Here is a 16,078-nt window from a genome sequence, read left to right as displayed (position 1 = left end):
GCTTACGGGCCGGACGTGGAACGGCTTACCGGCCGGCGCGGGGGGACGACTTGCAAGCCAGCGGGTGGGGGCGGCTTACAAGCGGGCGCGGTGGGCGAGTTCTGCCGCGTCCGGGGGCGTCGTCGGGTAGACCTCAGCCTCGAAGAATCGGGCGAACGGCAGGGTGGCCAAGGTCGCCGCTGCCTCCCTTTCGTCTGCGGCGATGACCTCGACGAACGTTGCTCCGCGGGCCGGCGAGATGTAGTGCGCGCCCACTTTTCCCTCGGAGCGGAGAACCTCGAGCTGCTTCTGCTCGTCCTCTCGCAGGGCGTTGAACTCCTCGACGTTTGTGCCGGCGCGGAGAGTGGCGAACACCATGAACGTGGCGGTGGGGTTCGGCATGGCTTTGCCTTTCGATGACGGTTGAGCAGGGGGGAGTGTTGTGATGTCCCGCTGCGACATCATGCTAGCGATGTCGCGGTGGGACGTCAACGCCCGGTAGTTTGATGTCTCGTAGCGACATCGGTGGTAGCGTCATGTCTCGGCGCGACATATTGGTGGGCGCCCGTCGAACCCCCTGCAAGGAGGCTTTTCATGGCTGCAGTGTCGATCGTCCGACCCGGCGAGGGCGAGCTCATCGCCAGCAATGGGCCGTCGCAGATCCGCATCCTGGAAGATGGCAGCAACACCGGTCACCGGCTGGGAATCGGCGAAATCACCCTTCAGCCGCACACTCCCGGCCCGTTTCAGCACCGCCACGCCCAGCACGACGAAGGCTTCTACGTGCTTTCGGGCGAGGTGCGATTCACGATCGGCCAGGACAACTACGACGCCGGGACGGGCACCTGGGTCATCGTTCCGCCGGGGGCACCGCACACTTTCGCCAATTCCGGGGACGAGCCGGCGGTCATGCTGTCCACGTTCACGCCCGACCTGTACGTGCAGTATTTCCGCGACCTCAAGGAAATGGTCGAGTCGGGACAAGCGGTAACGCCGGAAACCATGACGCCGCTCTGGCAGCGGTACGCCACCGAGATCTCTGCCGAGTTCCAGCCCTAAGCAGGCTTCTTCCGGGCCCTGCGAACCGCGGACGCAGGAGCCGCGGAGACAATCGTGGCGAGCAGCGACATCACGGCTTCGGTTCGGGCGGGTAGGCCGAGGTCGCCGGTGCTTTCCAGCCACTGCCGATAGGCGGTACGAAAGATATGGCTCCCGGTGGTGGCTGCGATTTCGGCGATGTCCGGGTCGACTCCGCGGTCCAGGAGGGCGTCGCGGAAACCGTCGGCCATCTGCCGTTGTTTGATCAAGTCCCGTTCGAGCAGCCTGGGGTTCGAGGCGATCAGCTGATCTCGCCGGCGCAGCGATTCGCGGGATCCGAGTTGCTCCCAGTCGTAACCGGCCAACGTCCGCGTCACCGCCCGCAACGGCTGCGCTATGTCAGCGGTTCGGCGGAGTTCCTGGATCAGGGCCTCGTTGAGCGCGTCTGCGTCGGCGAAGAGGACTTCTTCCTTGTCGGGGAAGTAGCGGAAGAAAGTCCTTGTCGTCACGCGGGCGCGGTCGGCGATCTGGACGGCGCTGGTTTGCTCGAAGCCTTGCTCGTCGAACAGTTCCATTGCGGCTTTTCGCATCCGCTCTTCACTGCCGTGTTCCCACCGGGGCATGGTGGGAGACTACCCGTCCTGATGACCCGTCGTGACAACACGGACGCCCGGCGCTGATTATTGCCTTGTGGGCAGACGTGTCTCTGCCTAGCGTGCGGTCATGGTTGCGCAATTGTTGAGTGTCACCTTCGCGGCGCAGGATCCCCGTGATGTGGCGCGGTTCTGGGGCGAACTGCTCGGGCGAGATGTTGCCGAGGATGCGCGCAGTGTGGTCGTACCCGGTGAGGAAGGTCAGGTTGGTCTTCGATTTTTTTCGAATGCCGCGCCCAAGGCCGGGCCGAACCGCCTGCATCTGCATGTGACCAGCGACAGCCTCGCCGACCAGCAGCAGAAGGTGGCCGCGGCCCTGAAGCTCGGCGCCAGCCATCTCGATGTGGGGCAGCGTCCCGAGGAGGGTCACATCGTGCTGGCCGATCCCGGCGGCAACGAGTTCTGCGTGATCGAACCGCACAACAACTTCCTCGCCGGCTGCGGGCTGCTCGGCGAGGTTGCCTGCGATGGTACGCGCGCGGTTGGTCTGTTCTGGGCCGAGGTGCTGGGCTGGCCCTTGGTCTGGGATCAGGACGAGGAAACCGCGATCCAATCCCCGCAAGGAGGTACGAAGATCGCGTGGGGAGGCCCACCGCTGGAACCCAAGCGCGGGCGCAACCGGCAGCACTTCGACCTCGCGGCCACCGGTGATCGGCAGGACCAGATCGATTGGCTGGTCAGGCTGGGTGCCACCTGCCTGAACGCCGATGCGGGCGGTGCCGTTGAGCTGGCCGATCCGGACGGCAACGAGTTCTGCCTCTGGTGAGCAGCGAAGATACGATCAATTTGCAGTGGCCGTGAAAAATTAGTCAGTGCCCATCGTGGTGACGGGTTTTGTGCGCGCCGGGTGCATGAAGTTGCCGGTCGGCGAAGGGATGACGGCAATGAGGATCCGGAAGGTCTTGATGATGGCCGCGGTGGGCGTGGTGGGTGCGGCCTGCCTGGCGGTAGCTCCGCTGACGTTCGCCCGGTGCGCTGCCGCTGCAACGTCGTTCGTGGCCGGCCGATTGGGCTGACGGCGCGGCCTTCACGGTCGGCGGGTTGGGTTGACGGCCCGCCGGGGTCTTGCCCCGGACGCGATGATGACCGATGCTGGCTGCAGATCGCGCGGAAAAATGTGGCGCGGCTCTGAACCTCCGGCATCATCCGTTCGGGGGATCCCCGCGGTTCGCCGGAGATCACATATTTCTTCTTTAATTCGGGCCTAAGAATGGCCTAAGAATCCGGCCGGAAATGGCTTTTCCTCTTTCGCTCTCTTACCGTCTGGGAGCCAGCTCGCCCGGCGGCCGAAAAGGTTGCTGACGATGAGCGCGAGACTACAGAAGAGGTATCACCCATGCGAAGGTCTTCCCGCCGGGCCGCTACCCGTCGCGGTCCCGACCGTCGTGTCATCGCCGCCGCTGCGGTGCTCGTGGCGTTCGGTGGAGTCGTCGGCATCACCCAGATCTCCAACGCCGGCGAAACCACGATGGCGGCCTGCTCCTCGCCCGCGCCCGGCAGGACAGCCGGAGCCAAGTCGGCTAGCGATCCCAAGGTCGGCACGTACACCGACAAGGACGGCGACGTGCAGCACAAGGGCGACGGCCAGCTCGCCAAGGGGGAGCAGGCGCCCGAGCCCGAGCCGGCCGGCGAGTGCAAGGACGGCGCCACGGTCAAGAAGACCGTCAACGGGCTCGAGATCCTTACCGACACCTGCGAGGGCAGCCAGTTCCAGCCGCACGACGGCTTCCAGAACGGCGACCGCTGTGTGTCCACCGAATTCGGCGAGGTCAGCGTGGCTGCGAAGAACCCGTCGCTGCTGATCACCGAGTTCCCCGAACAGGTCAGCGTCGGGCAGCCCTTCACCCTCAAGGTGAGCACGCGCAACCTGGTCCGCGACCGGTTCCTGGCGGCCGGGCAGGGCGGCTACTACGTGGAGAGCTCGGTGCTCACCGCGGAGGGCCTGACCCGCGGCCACTTCCACACCGCATGCCGGATGCTGGCCAGCACCTCCGAGGCCGTCGACCCCTCGCCGGTGCCGGCGTTCTTCGTGGCGACCGAGGACGGCAAGGGCAACGCGGTGCCGGACACCGTGACGATCCAGGTGCCGGGCCTGCCCCAGGAGGGCATCGCCCAATGTGCGTCGTGGGCCGGTGACGGATCCCACCGGGTGCCGATGATGCAGCGCGCCAACGAAACACCTGCCATCGATGCGGTACGGGTAAAGGTCGGCGCCGCAGCCGGAGGCGACAACAACGACGGCAACGGTGACGACAACGGCGCCGGCGGCAACAACGGCGGCGGCAACAACGGCGGCGGCAACAACGGCGGTGGCAACAACGGCGATAACGAGAACGGCAACGGTGGCGGTGACAACGGGGATGGCGGGACTGCTCAACCCGAGCCCGGGGCCAGCAGCGACGCGCCGCAGACCGAGACCGGCACCACGCCGCCCAAGGCGCCGACCGTGAGCCTTCCGCCGGCCGGGAAGCCCGGCGATCAGGCCACCGGTCAGGCCCCGGAGCCGGTGAAGACGACCGCCGCCCCCAAGCCCGCGAAGACCGGGGACGCCGAGTCGGCCTCTGAGAACAAGGGCGACGCAGACAAGGGCGACGCAGACAAGGGCGACGCAGACAAGGACGACGCGGGCAAGGACGACGCGGGCAAGAGCGACGCGGGCAAGAGCGATGAGCCGGCTGCCGAGGACGAGGACGCCAAGGCCCAGAACGTCACGGGGAAGAAGGCGTCGCCGAAGCCGAGCAAGACCACCGCTGCTGCGGCTACCTCGGACGACGATGAGGACACCGGTGCGCCGGACGCTACTCAGGCAACTGTCAAGGATGTGGCAGCTACGCCCGTACCGGAGAACAAGCTTGCTCTGACCGGTGCGAACGTCATGGCAGTCACCCTGGGTGGCGCCGTGCTGATTCTGGCCGGGCTGCTGGTCCTCAGCGCCACCCGGCGGCGCCGGGCCGGCGGGCAGTAACCGGCCCAGACCTTGGCCGGGACGCCTCCACCGTCCCGGCCAAGGTCCAGCGGTCGCGGGCTGTCGGCTCCAGCTTGATGGTCAGCGTCGTGGCGGTGACGCCGGCATGCGCCGACCCCAGGCGTCGGAGCGGTTCCGGCCGCCGGCCCGGACGGGGTTGAGTTCCCTGATCGCTACGATCGCTCCATGAACGAGCCTCCCTCGCTGGGACTGAGCCCGTTGTCACGGGTACGGCTGGACGAGTTGCTGCAGGAGATGCTCGACCGGGTCGGTGACGTGGTGGCCAGCCGGGAACGGCTGCGGGCGCTGCTGGACGCGGTCGTCGGCATCGGTTCCGACCTTGACCTGCGCAGCACGCTGCAGCGCATCGTCGAGGCCGCCTGCGCGCTGGCCGGGGCCCGGTACGGCGCACTTGGGGTGCTCGGCCCGGACCGCGTCGAGCTGTCCGACTTCATCACCCACGGTATCGATCCGGCGGCGCACGCCCGCATCGGCGATCTGCCTCACGGCCGGGGTGTGCTGGGGCTGCTGATCACCCATCCGGAGCCGGTGCGCCTGCCGGACATCACCCAGCACCCCGACTCGTACGGCTTCCCACCGGGCCATCCACCGATGCACAGCTTCCTCGGCGTTCCGGTGCGCACCCGGGACCTGATCTTCGGCAACCTGTACCTGGCCGAGAAGCAGGGCGCCGACGAGTTCACCGACGATGACGAGGAGATCGTGGTGGCGCTCGCGGCGGCGGCCGGCGTAGCCATCGAGAACGCCCGGCTGTTCGCGCTCGCCCAGCGCCGCGAACGCTGGCTGGCCGCGGCCGCTGAGATCACCTCGGTGCTGCTCGGTACGGTCCGCCGTCAGGAGGCGTTGCAGCTCATTGCGCGCCGCGCCCGGGAGATCACCGAGGCGGAACTGGTGCTCGTGCTGCTGGCCGCTGGTGACGAGGCCGGGCGCTACCGCATCGAGGTCGCCGACGGCTCGCCCGCCCTGGCCGGCCGCGAGATCGCCATCGACGTGGACGCGCTGCTCGGCGGCGAGGCCGGGCTGGACCGGGTGGGTGACTGGCCCGGTCCGGTTCCTGCCGGGCCGGTGATGGCGGCCCCACTGACGGGCACCGACCCGCCGCAGGGCCTGGTCATCGTGGCCGGGGCGGCCGCGGGTGGCACCGACGACGCCACGATGCTGTCGAGTTTCGCCGGCCAGGCCGCGCTGGCCCTGCAACGTGCCCGGGCGCAGGAGGAGCGTGAGCTGCTCGCCGTGCTCGAGGATCGCGAACGTATCGCCCGTGACCTGCACGACGTGGTGATCCAGCGGTTGTTCGCCACCGGGATGCAGCTACAGGCCGTGGCGCCGCACGCGGTGCGGCCCGAGGCGGCCCAGCGGATCAACGCGGCGGTGGATGACCTGGACGCCACAATCCGCGACATCCGCCGGTCGATCTTCGAGCTGCGGGCGCCGGTGGGCGCGCAGTTGCGCACGGAGCTGGGCACTGCGGTTGACAAGGCCGCCGCCATCCTCGGTTTCCGGCCCACGCTCGACGTCTCCGGGCCGGTGGACAGCGCGGTGCCCGAGGATGTGGTCCCGGAGTTGCTTGCCGTTCTGCGCGAAGCCCTGTCCAATGCGGCACGGCATGCCCAAGCTTCAGCGGTACGGGTGACAGTGCGCGCGGCCGACGGGTCGGTGCTGATCCGGGTCGAGGACAACGGCATCGGCACCGATCCTGCAGCGGCCCGGGGCGGTCTGGTGAACATGGGGGAGCGGGCCCGCGACCTGGGGGGCTCGTGCCGGATCACCCCGGCTGCGGGCGGCGGCACCGTGCTGACCTGGCGCGTCCCGCTGGGCTGAGCGGCTTGTCCGGTGACCAGGTCCTGGCAAGTCGGGACTTTCGGCCCTGACTGTGCCGGGCGGGACGGGAGACGGTGGTCAGGTGAACGACCTGGAGGTTTCCCCGATGACCACTCCGTCCGGCGCGCTGGCTGACGCGGCGCGGACCGCGCTGAAAGCCCCGTCGGTGTTCAACACCCAGCCGTGGCGCTGGCACATCGACGGCGACACGATGACGCTGCGCGCCGAGCGCGACCGGGCGCTGCCCGCCACCGACCCCGACGGGCGGTTGTTGCTGCTCAGCTGCGGTGCCGCGCTGCACCACGCGCGGGTGGCGCTGGCCGCCGCCGGGTGGCACGCGATGGTGGAGCGGCTGCCCGACCCGGCCGACCCGGAGCTGCTGGCGCGCCTGACGTTCACCGGCGCGCGTCCGGCTGACGCGCAGGCCGAGCGGGTGGCTGCTGCGGTGGGGCTGCGCCGGACCGACCGGCGTTCGTACGGGGACCGGCCGGTCACCGAGGCCCAGCTGACCGCGCTGCGCCGGGTCGTCGAGGCCGAGGGTGCGTACCTGCACACGGTGAGCCGCGACCAGGTGCCGATGCTGGCCATCTCGACCGAGCTCGCCGGTGCCGCCGAGCAGCGTGACCCGCGCTACCGCGAGGAGCTGGAGCACTGGACGCACCGGCCCGCCGAAGCCGGTGACGGGGTGCCTTTGAACACTGCGGTTGAGCCGGTGCTGCGCCGGGTGCCGGTGCGCGACTACGCCCAGGACGGCGTCGCCGGGCTGCAGGCCGGTGCGGGCTACGACGCCGGCGCCGAGTACGTGATCCTGTTCGGCCTGACCGACCGCCCGGCCGACTTCCTGCGCGGCGGTGAGGCGTTGTCCGCGCTGCTGCTCGCGGCAACCGCCGACGGGCTGGCCACCGAGCCGATCAGCGACAGCGTCGAGGTGGCGTGGCCCCGGCACCTGCTGCGCGGGCTGCTGTCGGACATCGGCGAGCCGTACGTGGCGGTGCGGGTGGGCTACCCGCTGGACAGCGCGGACCTGCCGCCGGTTCCGCGCCGCGCCGACGCCATCAGCATCCGGACGGACAGCTGATCATGGCCGGCTACACGGTCGACGACCTGCGCCTCGCGGTGGCTGCTGCGGTCCGGGCGCCCTCGCTGCACAACTCGCAGCCGTGGCGTTTCCGGCTGGCCGGGGGAGCGATCGAGGTGCTGGCCGACCGGTCGCGTCAATTGGCGATCGCGGACACCGCCGGCTGGGCGGTGCGGATGGCGTGCGGTGCGGCGACGTTCAACGCGCGGATGGCGTTGGCGGCGGCTGGCGTGCCGGCGGTGGCCGAGCTGCGGCCGTACCGGGAAACAATCGCCAGACTGACTCCCGCGGCGCCGCGCCGGCCCACCTGTGCCGAAGAGGAATTGGCCTCGGCGATCGCGCGGAGGTTCAGCAACCGCAAGCCGTTCTTCAGCGATCCGGTGCCTTCGCAGTCCCGCGTGCGGCTGATCGAGGCGGCCCGGACGGAGTCGGCAAGGCTGGAATTGATCATCGGTACGGCGGCGCTGGCCGCTTTCGGTGAGATCGCGGGCAGCGCCGATCGGGTGTTGCGGCGTAATCCCGGTTACCAGGCCGAGATGGCTACGTGGGCGCAGGTGGGCGTGCCGATCCCCGCCGGCGCTTTGCTGCCGCAGCGCCACTACATCGACCGCGACTGGGACCCTGAGCCGCTCGTGGCGATTCTGGGTACCCCTGGTGACCTGCCGGTCGACCAGGTTGTGGCCGGGCAGGCGCTGCAGCGGGTGCTGCTCACCGCGACTGCCGAGGGGCTGGCCAGCTCGATGATCTCTCAGCCTGTTGAGGTACCCGCGGCGCGTGAGCGGCTGCAACGTTCGCTGCGGGTGGGCGTGCCTCAGATCGCTCTGCGCTTGGGTTACGGCCAGCCGGGTCGGCCTGCAGCGCGCCGCCCGGTGGCCGAGGTGAGCTTCGTTGACTCCGGGCTCGTTGCGGGTAGGAAGGACACATGATCCGCGTCTACTTGCTCGACGACCATGAGGTGGTCCGCCGCGGCCTGGCCGAGCTGCTGCACGCCGCCGGCGACATCGAGGTGATCGGCGAGTCCGGTTCGGCCCAGGAAGCCGCGCGCCGCATCCCCGCGCTGCGCCCCGACGTGGCCGTGCTCGACGCGCGGCTGCCCGATGGCAACGGCATCGACGTGTGCCGCGACGTGCGAGCCGTCGACTCCACGATCAAGGGCCTGATCCTGACCTCGTACGAGGACGACGAGGCCCTGTTCGCGGCGATCATGGCCGGCGCGTCAGGCTACGTCCTCAAGCAGATCCGCGGCACCGACCTGGTGGACGCGGTCCGCCGGATCGCCGCCGGCCAGTCGCTGCTCGACCCGGCCGTGACGCAGCGCGTGCTCGAACGCATCCGTAACGGCGTCGAGCAGCCCCGCGAGCTGGCCGCGCTGACCGACCAGGAACGCCGCATCCTGGAGTACGTGGCCGAGGGCCTGACCAACCGCGAGATCGCCGGGAAGATGTTCCTGGCCGAGAAGACCGTCAAGAACTACGTGTCGAGCCTGCTGGCCAAGCTGGGCCTGGAACGCAGGACGCAGGCGGCGGTGCTCGCGACCCGTTTGCTCTCCTGACCCCGGCATATCTGCGGGGAGGCCGGGCTGGGCGGTCGACCGCACCGCAGAGGCGGGTCAGCCCGGTCGATACGGCAGGACCGAATCGGCAGAGCCGACGTCGACACGATCCGCCGGCGACGAGCGCCGTCACCACCAGAGAAGACCTGCGTTCCTGGTGCGGCTCGGGGCTGCACGGATGCAACGCCCGCCAATCGCGGGCTGCTCCGGGGGATGCCTCAACCCGGCGGTGTCTCAGGTCCGTTGCCTGCGGCGAGCGTACGAATGATCGGTCCTGCGCCGGCCGTAAGCGTGAGCACCACGCGGGTCTTGGGAGTCACCGTCTCGTCCTCGATCAGCTTGCCGCGGTGCTCGTCGAGATCCACCCGCAGACCCACCTCCGGCGCATCGGCCGGTTCCAAGGCCCCGGTCAGCACCCCCGCGGCGAGGGCGTCATGCTGCGGCACCTCTCGCACACCCAGCGACGGCTCGTAGAAGTCGAAGTAGCCACCCAGCATGTCGGCCAGCGCAATGGTCAGCGGGCTGCCGTGCGTGCGCAGCGCTTCATGGTCGGCGACGGTGAGCCGGTGCTGCAGCGTCACGTCGAGCGGCACCAGGGTCACCGGCCACGCCGCCGCCAGCACCTCGGCGGCCGCGTCCGGATCGTTGGCGATGTTGGCCTCGGCGTGCCCGGTGATGTTGCCCGGCACCCGCACCGCGCCACCCATGATCGTGACGTCCCGCACCAGCGACGGCAGCTTCGGCTCGCGGCGCAGCGCCAGCGCCAGATTGGTCAGCGGCCCGGTCGCCAGAATTCGCAACGTGCCGGGCCGCGCCCGCGCCAGCGTGATCAGCAGGTCCGCCGCGCTGACCGGCACCGGGTCGGTCTTGGAACGCGGCAGCACAGCCCCGCCGATGCCGTTCCCGCCGTGCACCCGGCTGGCTCCACCGGCGAACGTGCCCCGCAGTGGGTGCAGTGCGCCAACCGCCACCGGTACGGCGGACAGCCCGCCGAGCGCGAGCACGTCGAGGGTGTTACGTGCCGCCTGCGCGGCGCCGGTGTTGCCGCTGACCGTGCCGACGCCGAGCAGTTCCACGGCCGGACTGTGCAGCAGCAGCGCGATGGCCATGGCGTCGTCCACGCCGGTGTCGCAGTCGAGGTAGAGGGCGTCAGCCACGGGGCTCTCTCCTGGTCAGACAGTAGGTGCCGGCGGCCGGGTCTCGCATCACGATCCACTCGGGGAAGTCGGCGATGAAGGTGACACCGAGCGCTTCATGCCGGCGACGCTCCTCATCGGCGTCCACGCAGTCCAGGTCGAGATGAGCGCTGCTGCCGCCCTCGCCGTCGTCGTCAAGGCGTTGCAGCAGGATCTGCACGGGGATGCCGGTCGGGTGCTTGAGCCGGTGGAACTCCGGTGGTGAAGGCTGCAACTCCCACCCGGTCAGCCGCGCCCAGAAGCTCACTTCGGCGTCGTACTCTGCGGCCGGTATGTCCAGGCAAACCTGGTCGATGAACGCGTAAGCCCACCGGATCATCCGTCCAACCTAGTGGACGGGGCAACCCGATTGCGGTGACCAGTCAGCGGGTAGGTACGCAGCGCATGACGGACTACGGAATCCATTGTTCCCATGAGCAGATCCGGCCCGCCGAGCTCCTGAATGCCGTGATCGCCGCCGAGCGCGCCGGGTTCGATGCCGCGATGTGCTCCGATCACTTCTCGCCGTGGAGCGAACGGCAGGGACAGTCCGCTTTTGCCTGGTCGTGGCTGGGTGCCGCGCTGCAGGCCACGAATCTGAGCTTCGGCGTGGTCAACGCCCCCGGCCAGCGCTACCACCCGGCGATCATCGCCCAGGCCATCGGCACGCTTGCCAGCATGTACCCGGGCCGGTTCTGGGCGGCGCTGGGCAGCGGTGAGTACAGCAACGAGCACATCACCGGTAAGCCGTGGCCGCGCAAAGAGATGCGCAACGCCCGCCTGCTGGAAAGCGTCGAGGTGATCCGTGATCTGCTGGCCGGCAAGGAGGTGACGCGCGACGGCCTGGTCACCGTGGACCGCGCCCGGCTCTGGACCCGCCCGGACGAGCCCCCGCCGCTGATCGGTGCCGCGGTCAGCGAGAAGACGGCGAAGTGGTGCGCCTCCTGGGCCGACGGGCTCGTCACGGTGAACGCCCCGGAGCAGAAGCTGCGCGACATGATCGCCGCCTACCGTGACAACGGCGGCCGCGGACCGGTCTGCCTGCAGGTCCACCTGAGCTGGGCGCCCACCATCGAGGAGGCCGAGCGCATCGCGTACGACCAATGGCGCACCAACGTCTTCCCGCCGCCGGTGTGCTGGGACCTCGAACTCGCCGAGCACTTCGACGTCGTCGGGCAGGACGTGCCCCTGGAGAGGGTCCGGGAAGTCGTCAACATCTCGGCCGATCCCGACCAGCACATCGAATGGCTGCGCGGCTATGCGGCGCTCGGCTTCGATCGCATCTACTTGCACCATGTCGGTCAGGACCTCACTGGGTTCATCGAGACGTTCGGCGCCAAGGTGTTGCCCGCACTGCGATGAGCCGGTCTGGTTACCGCGCGCTGCGGCCGTCAGCCAGGGGGATATCGCCACTGTGAAGCCCGCCGCTGGCGTGTCCGCAAGCCGGCGTGATATCGGGGAAGCTGGCGGCCACAGCGAGCGGAACGGGCGCACCGGCGAGAGCGAAATCCGATCAGACCGGGCGGGACAGGTTGTAGGTGCCCTGGGCCACTCCTCGGCTGTCGAACAGTTCGATGTGGTGGATCTCGGCGATGTGGGGGAAGCGGGGGTCTCCAGTGGGTGGTGCACCGATGCTGACCGGGCTTGGGCCTGCGACGGTGGTGATTTCGTCGGTGTCCGGTGGGGCGAGGTGTACGCCTCGTTCGCGGGGCGGGTCCCATTCCGGGGGGAGTTCGGTCAGGGCGGCGCGGAACTTGGCCGGGTCGGAGCGCAGGGAGGGGTCCAGCGGGCCGAGATGGTCGGCGAGGGCCTGCGCCAGGCCGGGTGTGTCCAGCAGATCGGCGCAGGTGGGCAGCGTGGCGATGCGGTACGTCGCCTGGTGCTCCGGGCCCTGGTCGGCCAGGAAGAACACGAGTCGCTCCAGGAACCCGGGCTTCGGCGTGTCCTGCAGGGTGATCGGTACGCTGTCGAAGCGCCAGCCGTGCCCGCGCAGCTCGTCGACCAGCCGTTCCCGGGCCTCCTCGGCGGCCGGGTCGGCCAGCAGGGCCGCTGTTGCGGTGCGCACCGCTCGGCGAGCCAGGACGTCACCGAGCGCCGTGCCGGCCAGGACGTCCTGGGTGACGAAGCGGTTGACCTGCACCATGCGTCGCAGCGGCTCGGGGGAGCCGGTGCGGGATGACACCGCGGTCAGCAGTTCAGCGCGGCGGGTCGACGCGTCCAGGGCCCCGGTTGACCAGTGCCCGGCCAGGTCGAGGTCCTCGTGCTCGGGGGCGTAGGGGTCGTCGGCCAGCATGATGGACGGTTCGGTGGCCCGGGGGCCGTCCGGGCCGTCAGCCACCGAGACGGTGATGTCGGCGAGCGGGCGGACCGGGGCGAGCAGCAACTGCTCCCGGACCCGGCGTAGTTGCTTTCCCGTGACAGCAGTGAGGACGTACGGCCAGAGCAAGAAGTTGATCTGTTCTCCCAGCACCAGCGGCGCCCAGTCCGCGGTTGAGTCCTTGAGCACGTCGCTGGCGTCCTCGGGGGCGATCTCGCCGGTGATCCAGAAGTCGTGGGTGACGTCCTTGGCGCTGCGGCTGATGCTGCGGTGCACGAGCAGCCAACCGCCGGTGCGGCCATGAGGCAGCCAGACATAGCGCGTCGTCACTGTTCTTGGCCCGCTGCGCGCGCTCATCCGGCCTCCTTCGGGCGGTCGCTCATCCGGGAGACACTCTAGGGCTCCCCAGGCGGCGCAGAGTACTGCAGAACTCCCCGGATGCAGCCGGAATGTTCGTGATCTGACCCGAAGGGGTGCGCCGGGGCCGACGCGTCATACGGTGACATCGGTGAATACTGCAGCAAGGGGAACCACTTCCGGCACGCAACGAGGCGTTCGAGGGAGAGTTCGAGATGCGCATCAGTGATGTCCTGAAGGACAAGGGCGGCGAGGTCGTCACCGTTCCGCCCGCCATGATCGTGCAGGATCTGCTCACCACGCTGGCCGAGCACGGCATCGGGGCCGCGGTAGTCTCCACCGGCGCGAACTCGGTGGACGGCATCGTCAGCGAGCGGGACATCGTGCGGGCCTTGGCCGCCCGCGGTGCCGGCGTGCTGACCGAGCCGGTGTCCGCCATCGCCACCACCCGGGTGCACACTGTGCCCCCGGACGCGGACATCGCCGAGGTCGAGCGGCTGATGACCGAGAGGCGCTTCCGGCATGTGCCAGTGGTGCTCGGCAACCGGCTGACCGGCATCGTCAGCATCGGTGACGTGGTGAAGAAACGGATCACCGAGCTCGAGGTCGAGGCCACAGCGCTGTCCGGCTACATCACCGGCGAAAGAAGCTGAATCCGCGGCGAAAGAGGCTGGACCGGCCGGGAAACGGGCAGCGGGGAGGGACGGCGGCCAGCGGGCGGGGGAAGCTGAAGCAGCGGGCAGCGCCGCTGACGGGGTTAGGTTGGGGGCATGGAATATCGCCAGCTTGGCCGGTCCGGCCTCAGAGTTTCCGTTCTCACCATGGGCACCATGACCTTCGGCGGCAAGGGTAATTTCGCCATGGTCGGCTCCACCGACGTAGCCGAGGCGCGCCGGCAGGTGGACCAGTGCCTGAACGCGGGCATCAACCTCATCGACACCGCCGACGTCTACTCCGAGGGGCTCTCCGAGGAGATCGTCGGCGAGGTGCTCGAAGGCCGCCGCGACGACGTGCTCGTGGCCACCAAGGTACGCATGACGATGGGGCCGGGCCCCAACGACGCCGGGCTGTCGCGTCACCACATCATCGCCGGCTGCGAGGCCAGCCTGCGCCGCTTGCGCACCGACCACATCGACCTCTACCAGGTGCACGAGTGGGACGGTCAGACCCCGCTGGACGAGACCCTGGACGCGCTCGACACGCTGGTCAAGCAGGGCAAGGTCCGCTATGTCGGCGCTTCGAACTACGCCGGCTGGCAACTGCTCAAGGCTCTGGGCACGGCCGACCGCACCGGCGCACCCCGCTTCGTCAGCCAGCAGATCTACTACTCGCTGCAGGCCCGCGACGCTGAGTACGAACTCATCCCCGCCGCCGTCGATCAGGGCCTCGGTGTGCTGGTCTGGAGCCCGCTCGCCGGTGGCCTGCTGTCCGGCAAATACCGGCGCAACCAGCAGCCCCCGGCCGGCTCCCGTCAGCTCTCGGAGTGGAACGAGCCGCCGGTGTACGACCAGGACAAGCTCTACGACACCGTCGAAGTGCTCGTCTCCATCGGCCAGGACCGGGGCGTTTCCGCGGCTCAGGTCGCCCTGGCATACCTGCTGGGCCGTCCGGCCGTGACCACGCTGGTGATCGGCGCCCGCACTGCCGAGCAGTTGACCGACAACCTCGCGGCGGCCGAGCTCAAGCTCAGCGACGAGGAACGCCAGCGCCTCGACGAGGTGAGCGCGCCGGCCCTGCTGTACCCGTACTGGCATCAGGCCCGCACGGCCGGCGACCGGCTGTCCCCGGCCGATCTGACGCTGCTCGGCCCGCACCTGGGCTGAGCACGGGACATCGCAGGAGGCGGCGTTTGTTCGTACCCGTTGGAAAGGCGACCTGCGCGTCGGCGAACCCAGCAAGAAAACCAGCGTCGAGGACTTCCACGCCGTAGCAGTCGAGGGTGACGGGCCCACGGTCGCCCTCGGGTCGCCTCGATTTCCCGTACTCTCGCCGCCGTGGTTGAACTCATGGTCTATGCCGGCGCTGCGGCGCCGGACGCGCCCGGCACCCGCACCGGTGGCGTTCCGCTGGTGCCTGCGAACTTCGAGTGGCCGTGCTGCGCGACCTGTGACGGGCCGATGCAGTTCCTGGCCCAGGTCGAGCACGTGCGTCCCGAGCCTGCCCTGCTGTCCATCTTCATGTGCCAGAACGATCCCGGCCTGTGCGAGGAGTGGGACGCCAAGCTCGGCGGCAACAAGGCGTTCGTGTTCCCGGCCGGGCCCGTGCGCGCCGCGCAGGTGCCGGGGGAGGGCGACACGTCGCTGGGTGAGGTGTCCGCTGTCGACGTCCGCGAGGTTGACGGCTCGGACTACTGGAGTGCCCGGACCAAGTGGACCGAGGCGGCGGGCGGGCCGGGGCGTGTGGTGCTCGGACAGTTGGGCGGGCAGCCGGCGTGGTTGCAGGACGACGAGACGCCTGCGTGCGAGAAATGTGCCACGCCGATGACGTTCGTCGTCCAGTTGGAAGAGGGCCACAACCATCGGACGTCGGCGAACTTCGGGGGTGGGTGCGGCTACGGGTTCCGCTGCGAGACCTGCGACAACGCTGCATTTCTCTGGCAGCAGTAGGAGCGGGCTTGTGATCGGGGACCGGTGGGGAGTCACGGATGCTGAGGTGTCGCGGGTCTATCCGTGCGATGAACTGGTCGTCCGGCCGGCGGTGCAGGCCTGGCGGGGCGTGAGCGTGCAGGCACCGGCCACGGTGGTGTGGCGCTGGGTCACACAGGTGCGGCTGGCCCCGTACTCCTATGACCTGATCGACAATCTCGGGCGCCGCTCACCTCGGCGGCTCGTGGATCTGCCGGAACCACGAACCGGGGAACCGTTCACTGCCGTGGGCGGGCGGCGGGTGGGCGAGATAGTTTCGGTCGATCCGGGAAAACAGCTGACGGGCGCGATCATGGGAGCTTTCATGTCGTACGTGCTGGTGCCCGAGGCCGCGGCCTCGACGCGTCTGCTGCTCAAAGTGGTCATGCGGACCAACCGCTGGCTGGGCGCCGCGCTGTCCGTGGGCGACCTGGTGATGGCGCGCCGGCAACTGCTCACCTTCAAGCGCCTCGCGGAGATGCCCTCATGAGGACGATC

General features: G+C 69.4%; 18 protein-coding genes. 13 read left to right on the top strand and 5 right to left on the bottom strand.

Features of this window, described 5'->3' with window-relative positions; genetic code table 11:
- Positions 1-75: 75 nt before the first annotated feature.
- Positions 76-381 carry a hypothetical protein gene (locus tag TFC3_RS16855; protein WP_067500754.1) on the bottom strand — a complete coding sequence of 102 codons (306 nt, stop codon included), beginning with the start codon at positions 379-381 and terminating at the stop codon, positions 76-78.
- A 192-nt stretch (positions 382-573) separates the two neighbouring features.
- Here TFC3_RS16855 and TFC3_RS16850 point away from each other — a divergent pair, with 192 nt between their 5' ends.
- Entirely contained in the window at positions 574-1,038 is a 465-nt protein-coding gene (locus TFC3_RS16850; RefSeq protein ID WP_067500752.1) for a cupin domain-containing protein, read from the top strand.
- Here the strand turns inward: TFC3_RS16850 and TFC3_RS16845 are convergent.
- Positions 1,035-1,640, bottom strand: coding sequence for a TetR family transcriptional regulator (locus TFC3_RS16845; protein ID WP_067500750.1), 606 nt, complete (start codon positions 1,638-1,640; stop codon positions 1,035-1,037). The genes TFC3_RS16850 and TFC3_RS16845 overlap by 4 nt on opposite strands.
- 100 nt (positions 1,641-1,740) lie before the next feature.
- Between TFC3_RS16845 and TFC3_RS16840 the strand changes: the two genes are divergently transcribed.
- The 7 genes from TFC3_RS16840 (at position 1,741) to TFC3_RS16810 (ending at position 9,107) form a co-directional block, all read left to right on the top strand.
- Positions 1,741-2,436, top strand: coding sequence for a VOC family protein (locus TFC3_RS16840; protein WP_067500749.1), 696 nt, complete (start codon positions 1,741-1,743; stop codon positions 2,434-2,436).
- A gap of 46 nt (positions 2,437-2,482) precedes the next feature.
- Complete coding sequence (locus tag TFC3_RS16835) at positions 2,483-2,686, top strand: hypothetical protein (protein ID WP_067500747.1); 204 nt, start codon at positions 2,483-2,485, stop codon at positions 2,684-2,686.
- A 320-nt stretch (positions 2,687-3,006) separates the two neighbouring features.
- On the top strand, positions 3,007-4,635 hold the full coding sequence (locus TFC3_RS39365; protein WP_236718163.1) for a hypothetical protein: 1,629 nt from the start codon (positions 3,007-3,009) through the stop codon (positions 4,633-4,635).
- Positions 4,636-4,821: 186 nt separating this feature from the next.
- Positions 4,822-6,477 carry a GAF domain-containing sensor histidine kinase gene (locus TFC3_RS16825; RefSeq protein ID WP_067500745.1) on the top strand — a complete coding sequence of 552 codons (1,656 nt, stop codon included), beginning with the start codon at positions 4,822-4,824 and terminating at the stop codon, positions 6,475-6,477.
- Positions 6,478-6,583: 106 nt separating this feature from the next.
- On the top strand, positions 6,584-7,555 hold the full coding sequence (locus TFC3_RS16820) for a nitroreductase (RefSeq protein ID WP_067506899.1): 972 nt from the start codon (positions 6,584-6,586) through the stop codon (positions 7,553-7,555).
- A gap of 2 nt (positions 7,556-7,557) precedes the next feature.
- Positions 7,558-8,481, top strand: a complete 924-nt coding sequence (locus TFC3_RS16815) for a nitroreductase (protein WP_067500743.1) — start codon at positions 7,558-7,560, stop codon at positions 8,479-8,481.
- On the top strand, positions 8,478-9,107 hold the full coding sequence (locus TFC3_RS16810; protein WP_067500741.1) for a response regulator transcription factor: 630 nt from the start codon (positions 8,478-8,480) through the stop codon (positions 9,105-9,107). Before TFC3_RS16815 ends, TFC3_RS16810 begins: the two co-directional genes overlap by 4 nt.
- A gap of 218 nt (positions 9,108-9,325) precedes the next feature.
- Here the strand turns inward: TFC3_RS16810 and TFC3_RS16805 are convergent, their stop codons facing one another.
- The gene (locus TFC3_RS16805; RefSeq protein ID WP_067500739.1) at positions 9,326-10,264 is read right to left on the bottom strand and encodes a nucleoside hydrolase; all 939 of its coding nucleotides are present in this window, start codon (positions 10,262-10,264) and stop codon (positions 9,326-9,328) included.
- Positions 10,257-10,622 (bottom strand): VOC family protein, encoded by a 366-nt coding sequence (locus TFC3_RS16800; protein ID WP_067500737.1) that lies wholly within the window; start codon positions 10,620-10,622, stop codon positions 10,257-10,259. Before TFC3_RS16800 ends, TFC3_RS16805 begins: the two co-directional genes overlap by 8 nt.
- Positions 10,623-10,687: 65 nt before the next feature.
- On the opposite strand from TFC3_RS16800, the gene TFC3_RS16795 reads away from it, so the two are divergent.
- Positions 10,688-11,644 carry a TIGR03885 family FMN-dependent LLM class oxidoreductase gene (locus TFC3_RS16795; protein ID WP_067500735.1) on the top strand — a complete coding sequence of 319 codons (957 nt, stop codon included), beginning with the start codon at positions 10,688-10,690 and terminating at the stop codon, positions 11,642-11,644.
- Between the two features lie 151 nt (positions 11,645-11,795).
- On the opposite strand, the gene TFC3_RS16790 is transcribed toward TFC3_RS16795, so the two are convergent.
- Positions 11,796-12,956, bottom strand: a complete 1,161-nt coding sequence (locus TFC3_RS16790; protein WP_153040262.1) for a hypothetical protein — start codon at positions 12,954-12,956, stop codon at positions 11,796-11,798.
- Positions 12,957-13,171: 215 nt separating this feature from the next.
- On the opposite strand from TFC3_RS16790, the gene TFC3_RS16785 reads away from it, so the two are divergent.
- The 4 genes from TFC3_RS16785 to TFC3_RS16770 all read left to right on the top strand — a co-directional run bounded on the left by TFC3_RS16785 (position 13,172) and on the right by TFC3_RS16770 (position 16,070).
- Entirely contained in the window at positions 13,172-13,609 is a 438-nt protein-coding gene (locus TFC3_RS16785) for a CBS domain-containing protein (RefSeq protein WP_067500731.1), read from the top strand.
- A 117-nt stretch (positions 13,610-13,726) separates the two neighbouring features.
- Complete coding sequence (locus TFC3_RS16780; protein ID WP_067500729.1) at positions 13,727-14,779, top strand: aldo/keto reductase; 1,053 nt, start codon at positions 13,727-13,729, stop codon at positions 14,777-14,779.
- A 171-nt stretch (positions 14,780-14,950) separates the two neighbouring features.
- Positions 14,951-15,562, top strand: coding sequence for a hypothetical protein (locus tag TFC3_RS16775; protein WP_153040261.1), 612 nt, complete (start codon positions 14,951-14,953; stop codon positions 15,560-15,562).
- 10 nt (positions 15,563-15,572) lie between these two features.
- Positions 15,573-16,070: a polyketide cyclase gene (locus TFC3_RS16770; protein ID WP_067500725.1), complete on the top strand. Its 498-nt coding sequence runs from the start codon at positions 15,573-15,575 to the stop codon at positions 16,068-16,070.
- The last annotated feature ends 8 nt before the right edge of the window (positions 16,071-16,078 follow it).

This window comes from Actinoplanes sp. TFC3 (genome assembly GCF_001553785.1).
GTDB lineage: Bacteria > Actinomycetota > Actinomycetes > Mycobacteriales > Micromonosporaceae > Actinoplanes.
Note: the sequence above shows the minus strand (reverse complement) of the source record. Positions and strands in the feature narration are given on the sequence as shown.

Bases quoted from the DNA above. Each gene is read 5' to 3' on its own strand.
- TFC3_RS16800 (WP_067500737.1), bottom strand. From the start codon at position 10,622: ATGATCCGGTGGGCTTACGCGTTCATCGACCAGGTTTGCCTGGACATA.
- TFC3_RS16825 (WP_067500745.1), top strand. From the start codon at position 4,822: ATGAACGAGCCTCCCTCGCTGGGACTGAGCCCGTTGTCACGGGTACGG.
- TFC3_RS16840 (WP_067500749.1), top strand. From the start codon at position 1,741: ATGGTTGCGCAATTGTTGAGTGTCACCTTCGCGGCGCAGGATCCCCGT.
- TFC3_RS16850 (WP_067500752.1), top strand. From the start codon at position 574: ATGGCTGCAGTGTCGATCGTCCGACCCGGCGAGGGCGAGCTCATCGCC.
- TFC3_RS16845 (WP_067500750.1), bottom strand. From the start codon at position 1,640: ATGCCCCGGTGGGAACACGGCAGTGAAGAGCGGATGCGAAAAGCCGCA.
- TFC3_RS16780 (WP_067500729.1), top strand. From the start codon at position 13,727: ATGGAATATCGCCAGCTTGGCCGGTCCGGCCTCAGAGTTTCCGTTCTC.
- TFC3_RS16855 (WP_067500754.1), bottom strand. From the start codon at position 381: ATGCCGAACCCCACCGCCACGTTCATGGTGTTCGCCACTCTCCGCGCC.
- TFC3_RS16790 (WP_153040262.1), bottom strand. From the start codon at position 12,956: ATGAGCGCGCGCAGCGGGCCAAGAACAGTGACGACGCGCTATGTCTGG.
- TFC3_RS16810 (WP_067500741.1), top strand. From the start codon at position 8,478: ATGATCCGCGTCTACTTGCTCGACGACCATGAGGTGGTCCGCCGCGGC.
- TFC3_RS16795 (WP_067500735.1), top strand. From the start codon at position 10,688: ATGACGGACTACGGAATCCATTGTTCCCATGAGCAGATCCGGCCCGCC.
- TFC3_RS16785 (WP_067500731.1), top strand. From the start codon at position 13,172: ATGCGCATCAGTGATGTCCTGAAGGACAAGGGCGGCGAGGTCGTCACC.
- TFC3_RS39365 (WP_236718163.1), top strand. From the start codon at position 3,007: ATGCGAAGGTCTTCCCGCCGGGCCGCTACCCGTCGCGGTCCCGACCGT.
- TFC3_RS16815 (WP_067500743.1), top strand. From the start codon at position 7,558: ATGGCCGGCTACACGGTCGACGACCTGCGCCTCGCGGTGGCTGCTGCG.
- TFC3_RS16820 (WP_067506899.1), top strand. From the start codon at position 6,584: ATGACCACTCCGTCCGGCGCGCTGGCTGACGCGGCGCGGACCGCGCTG.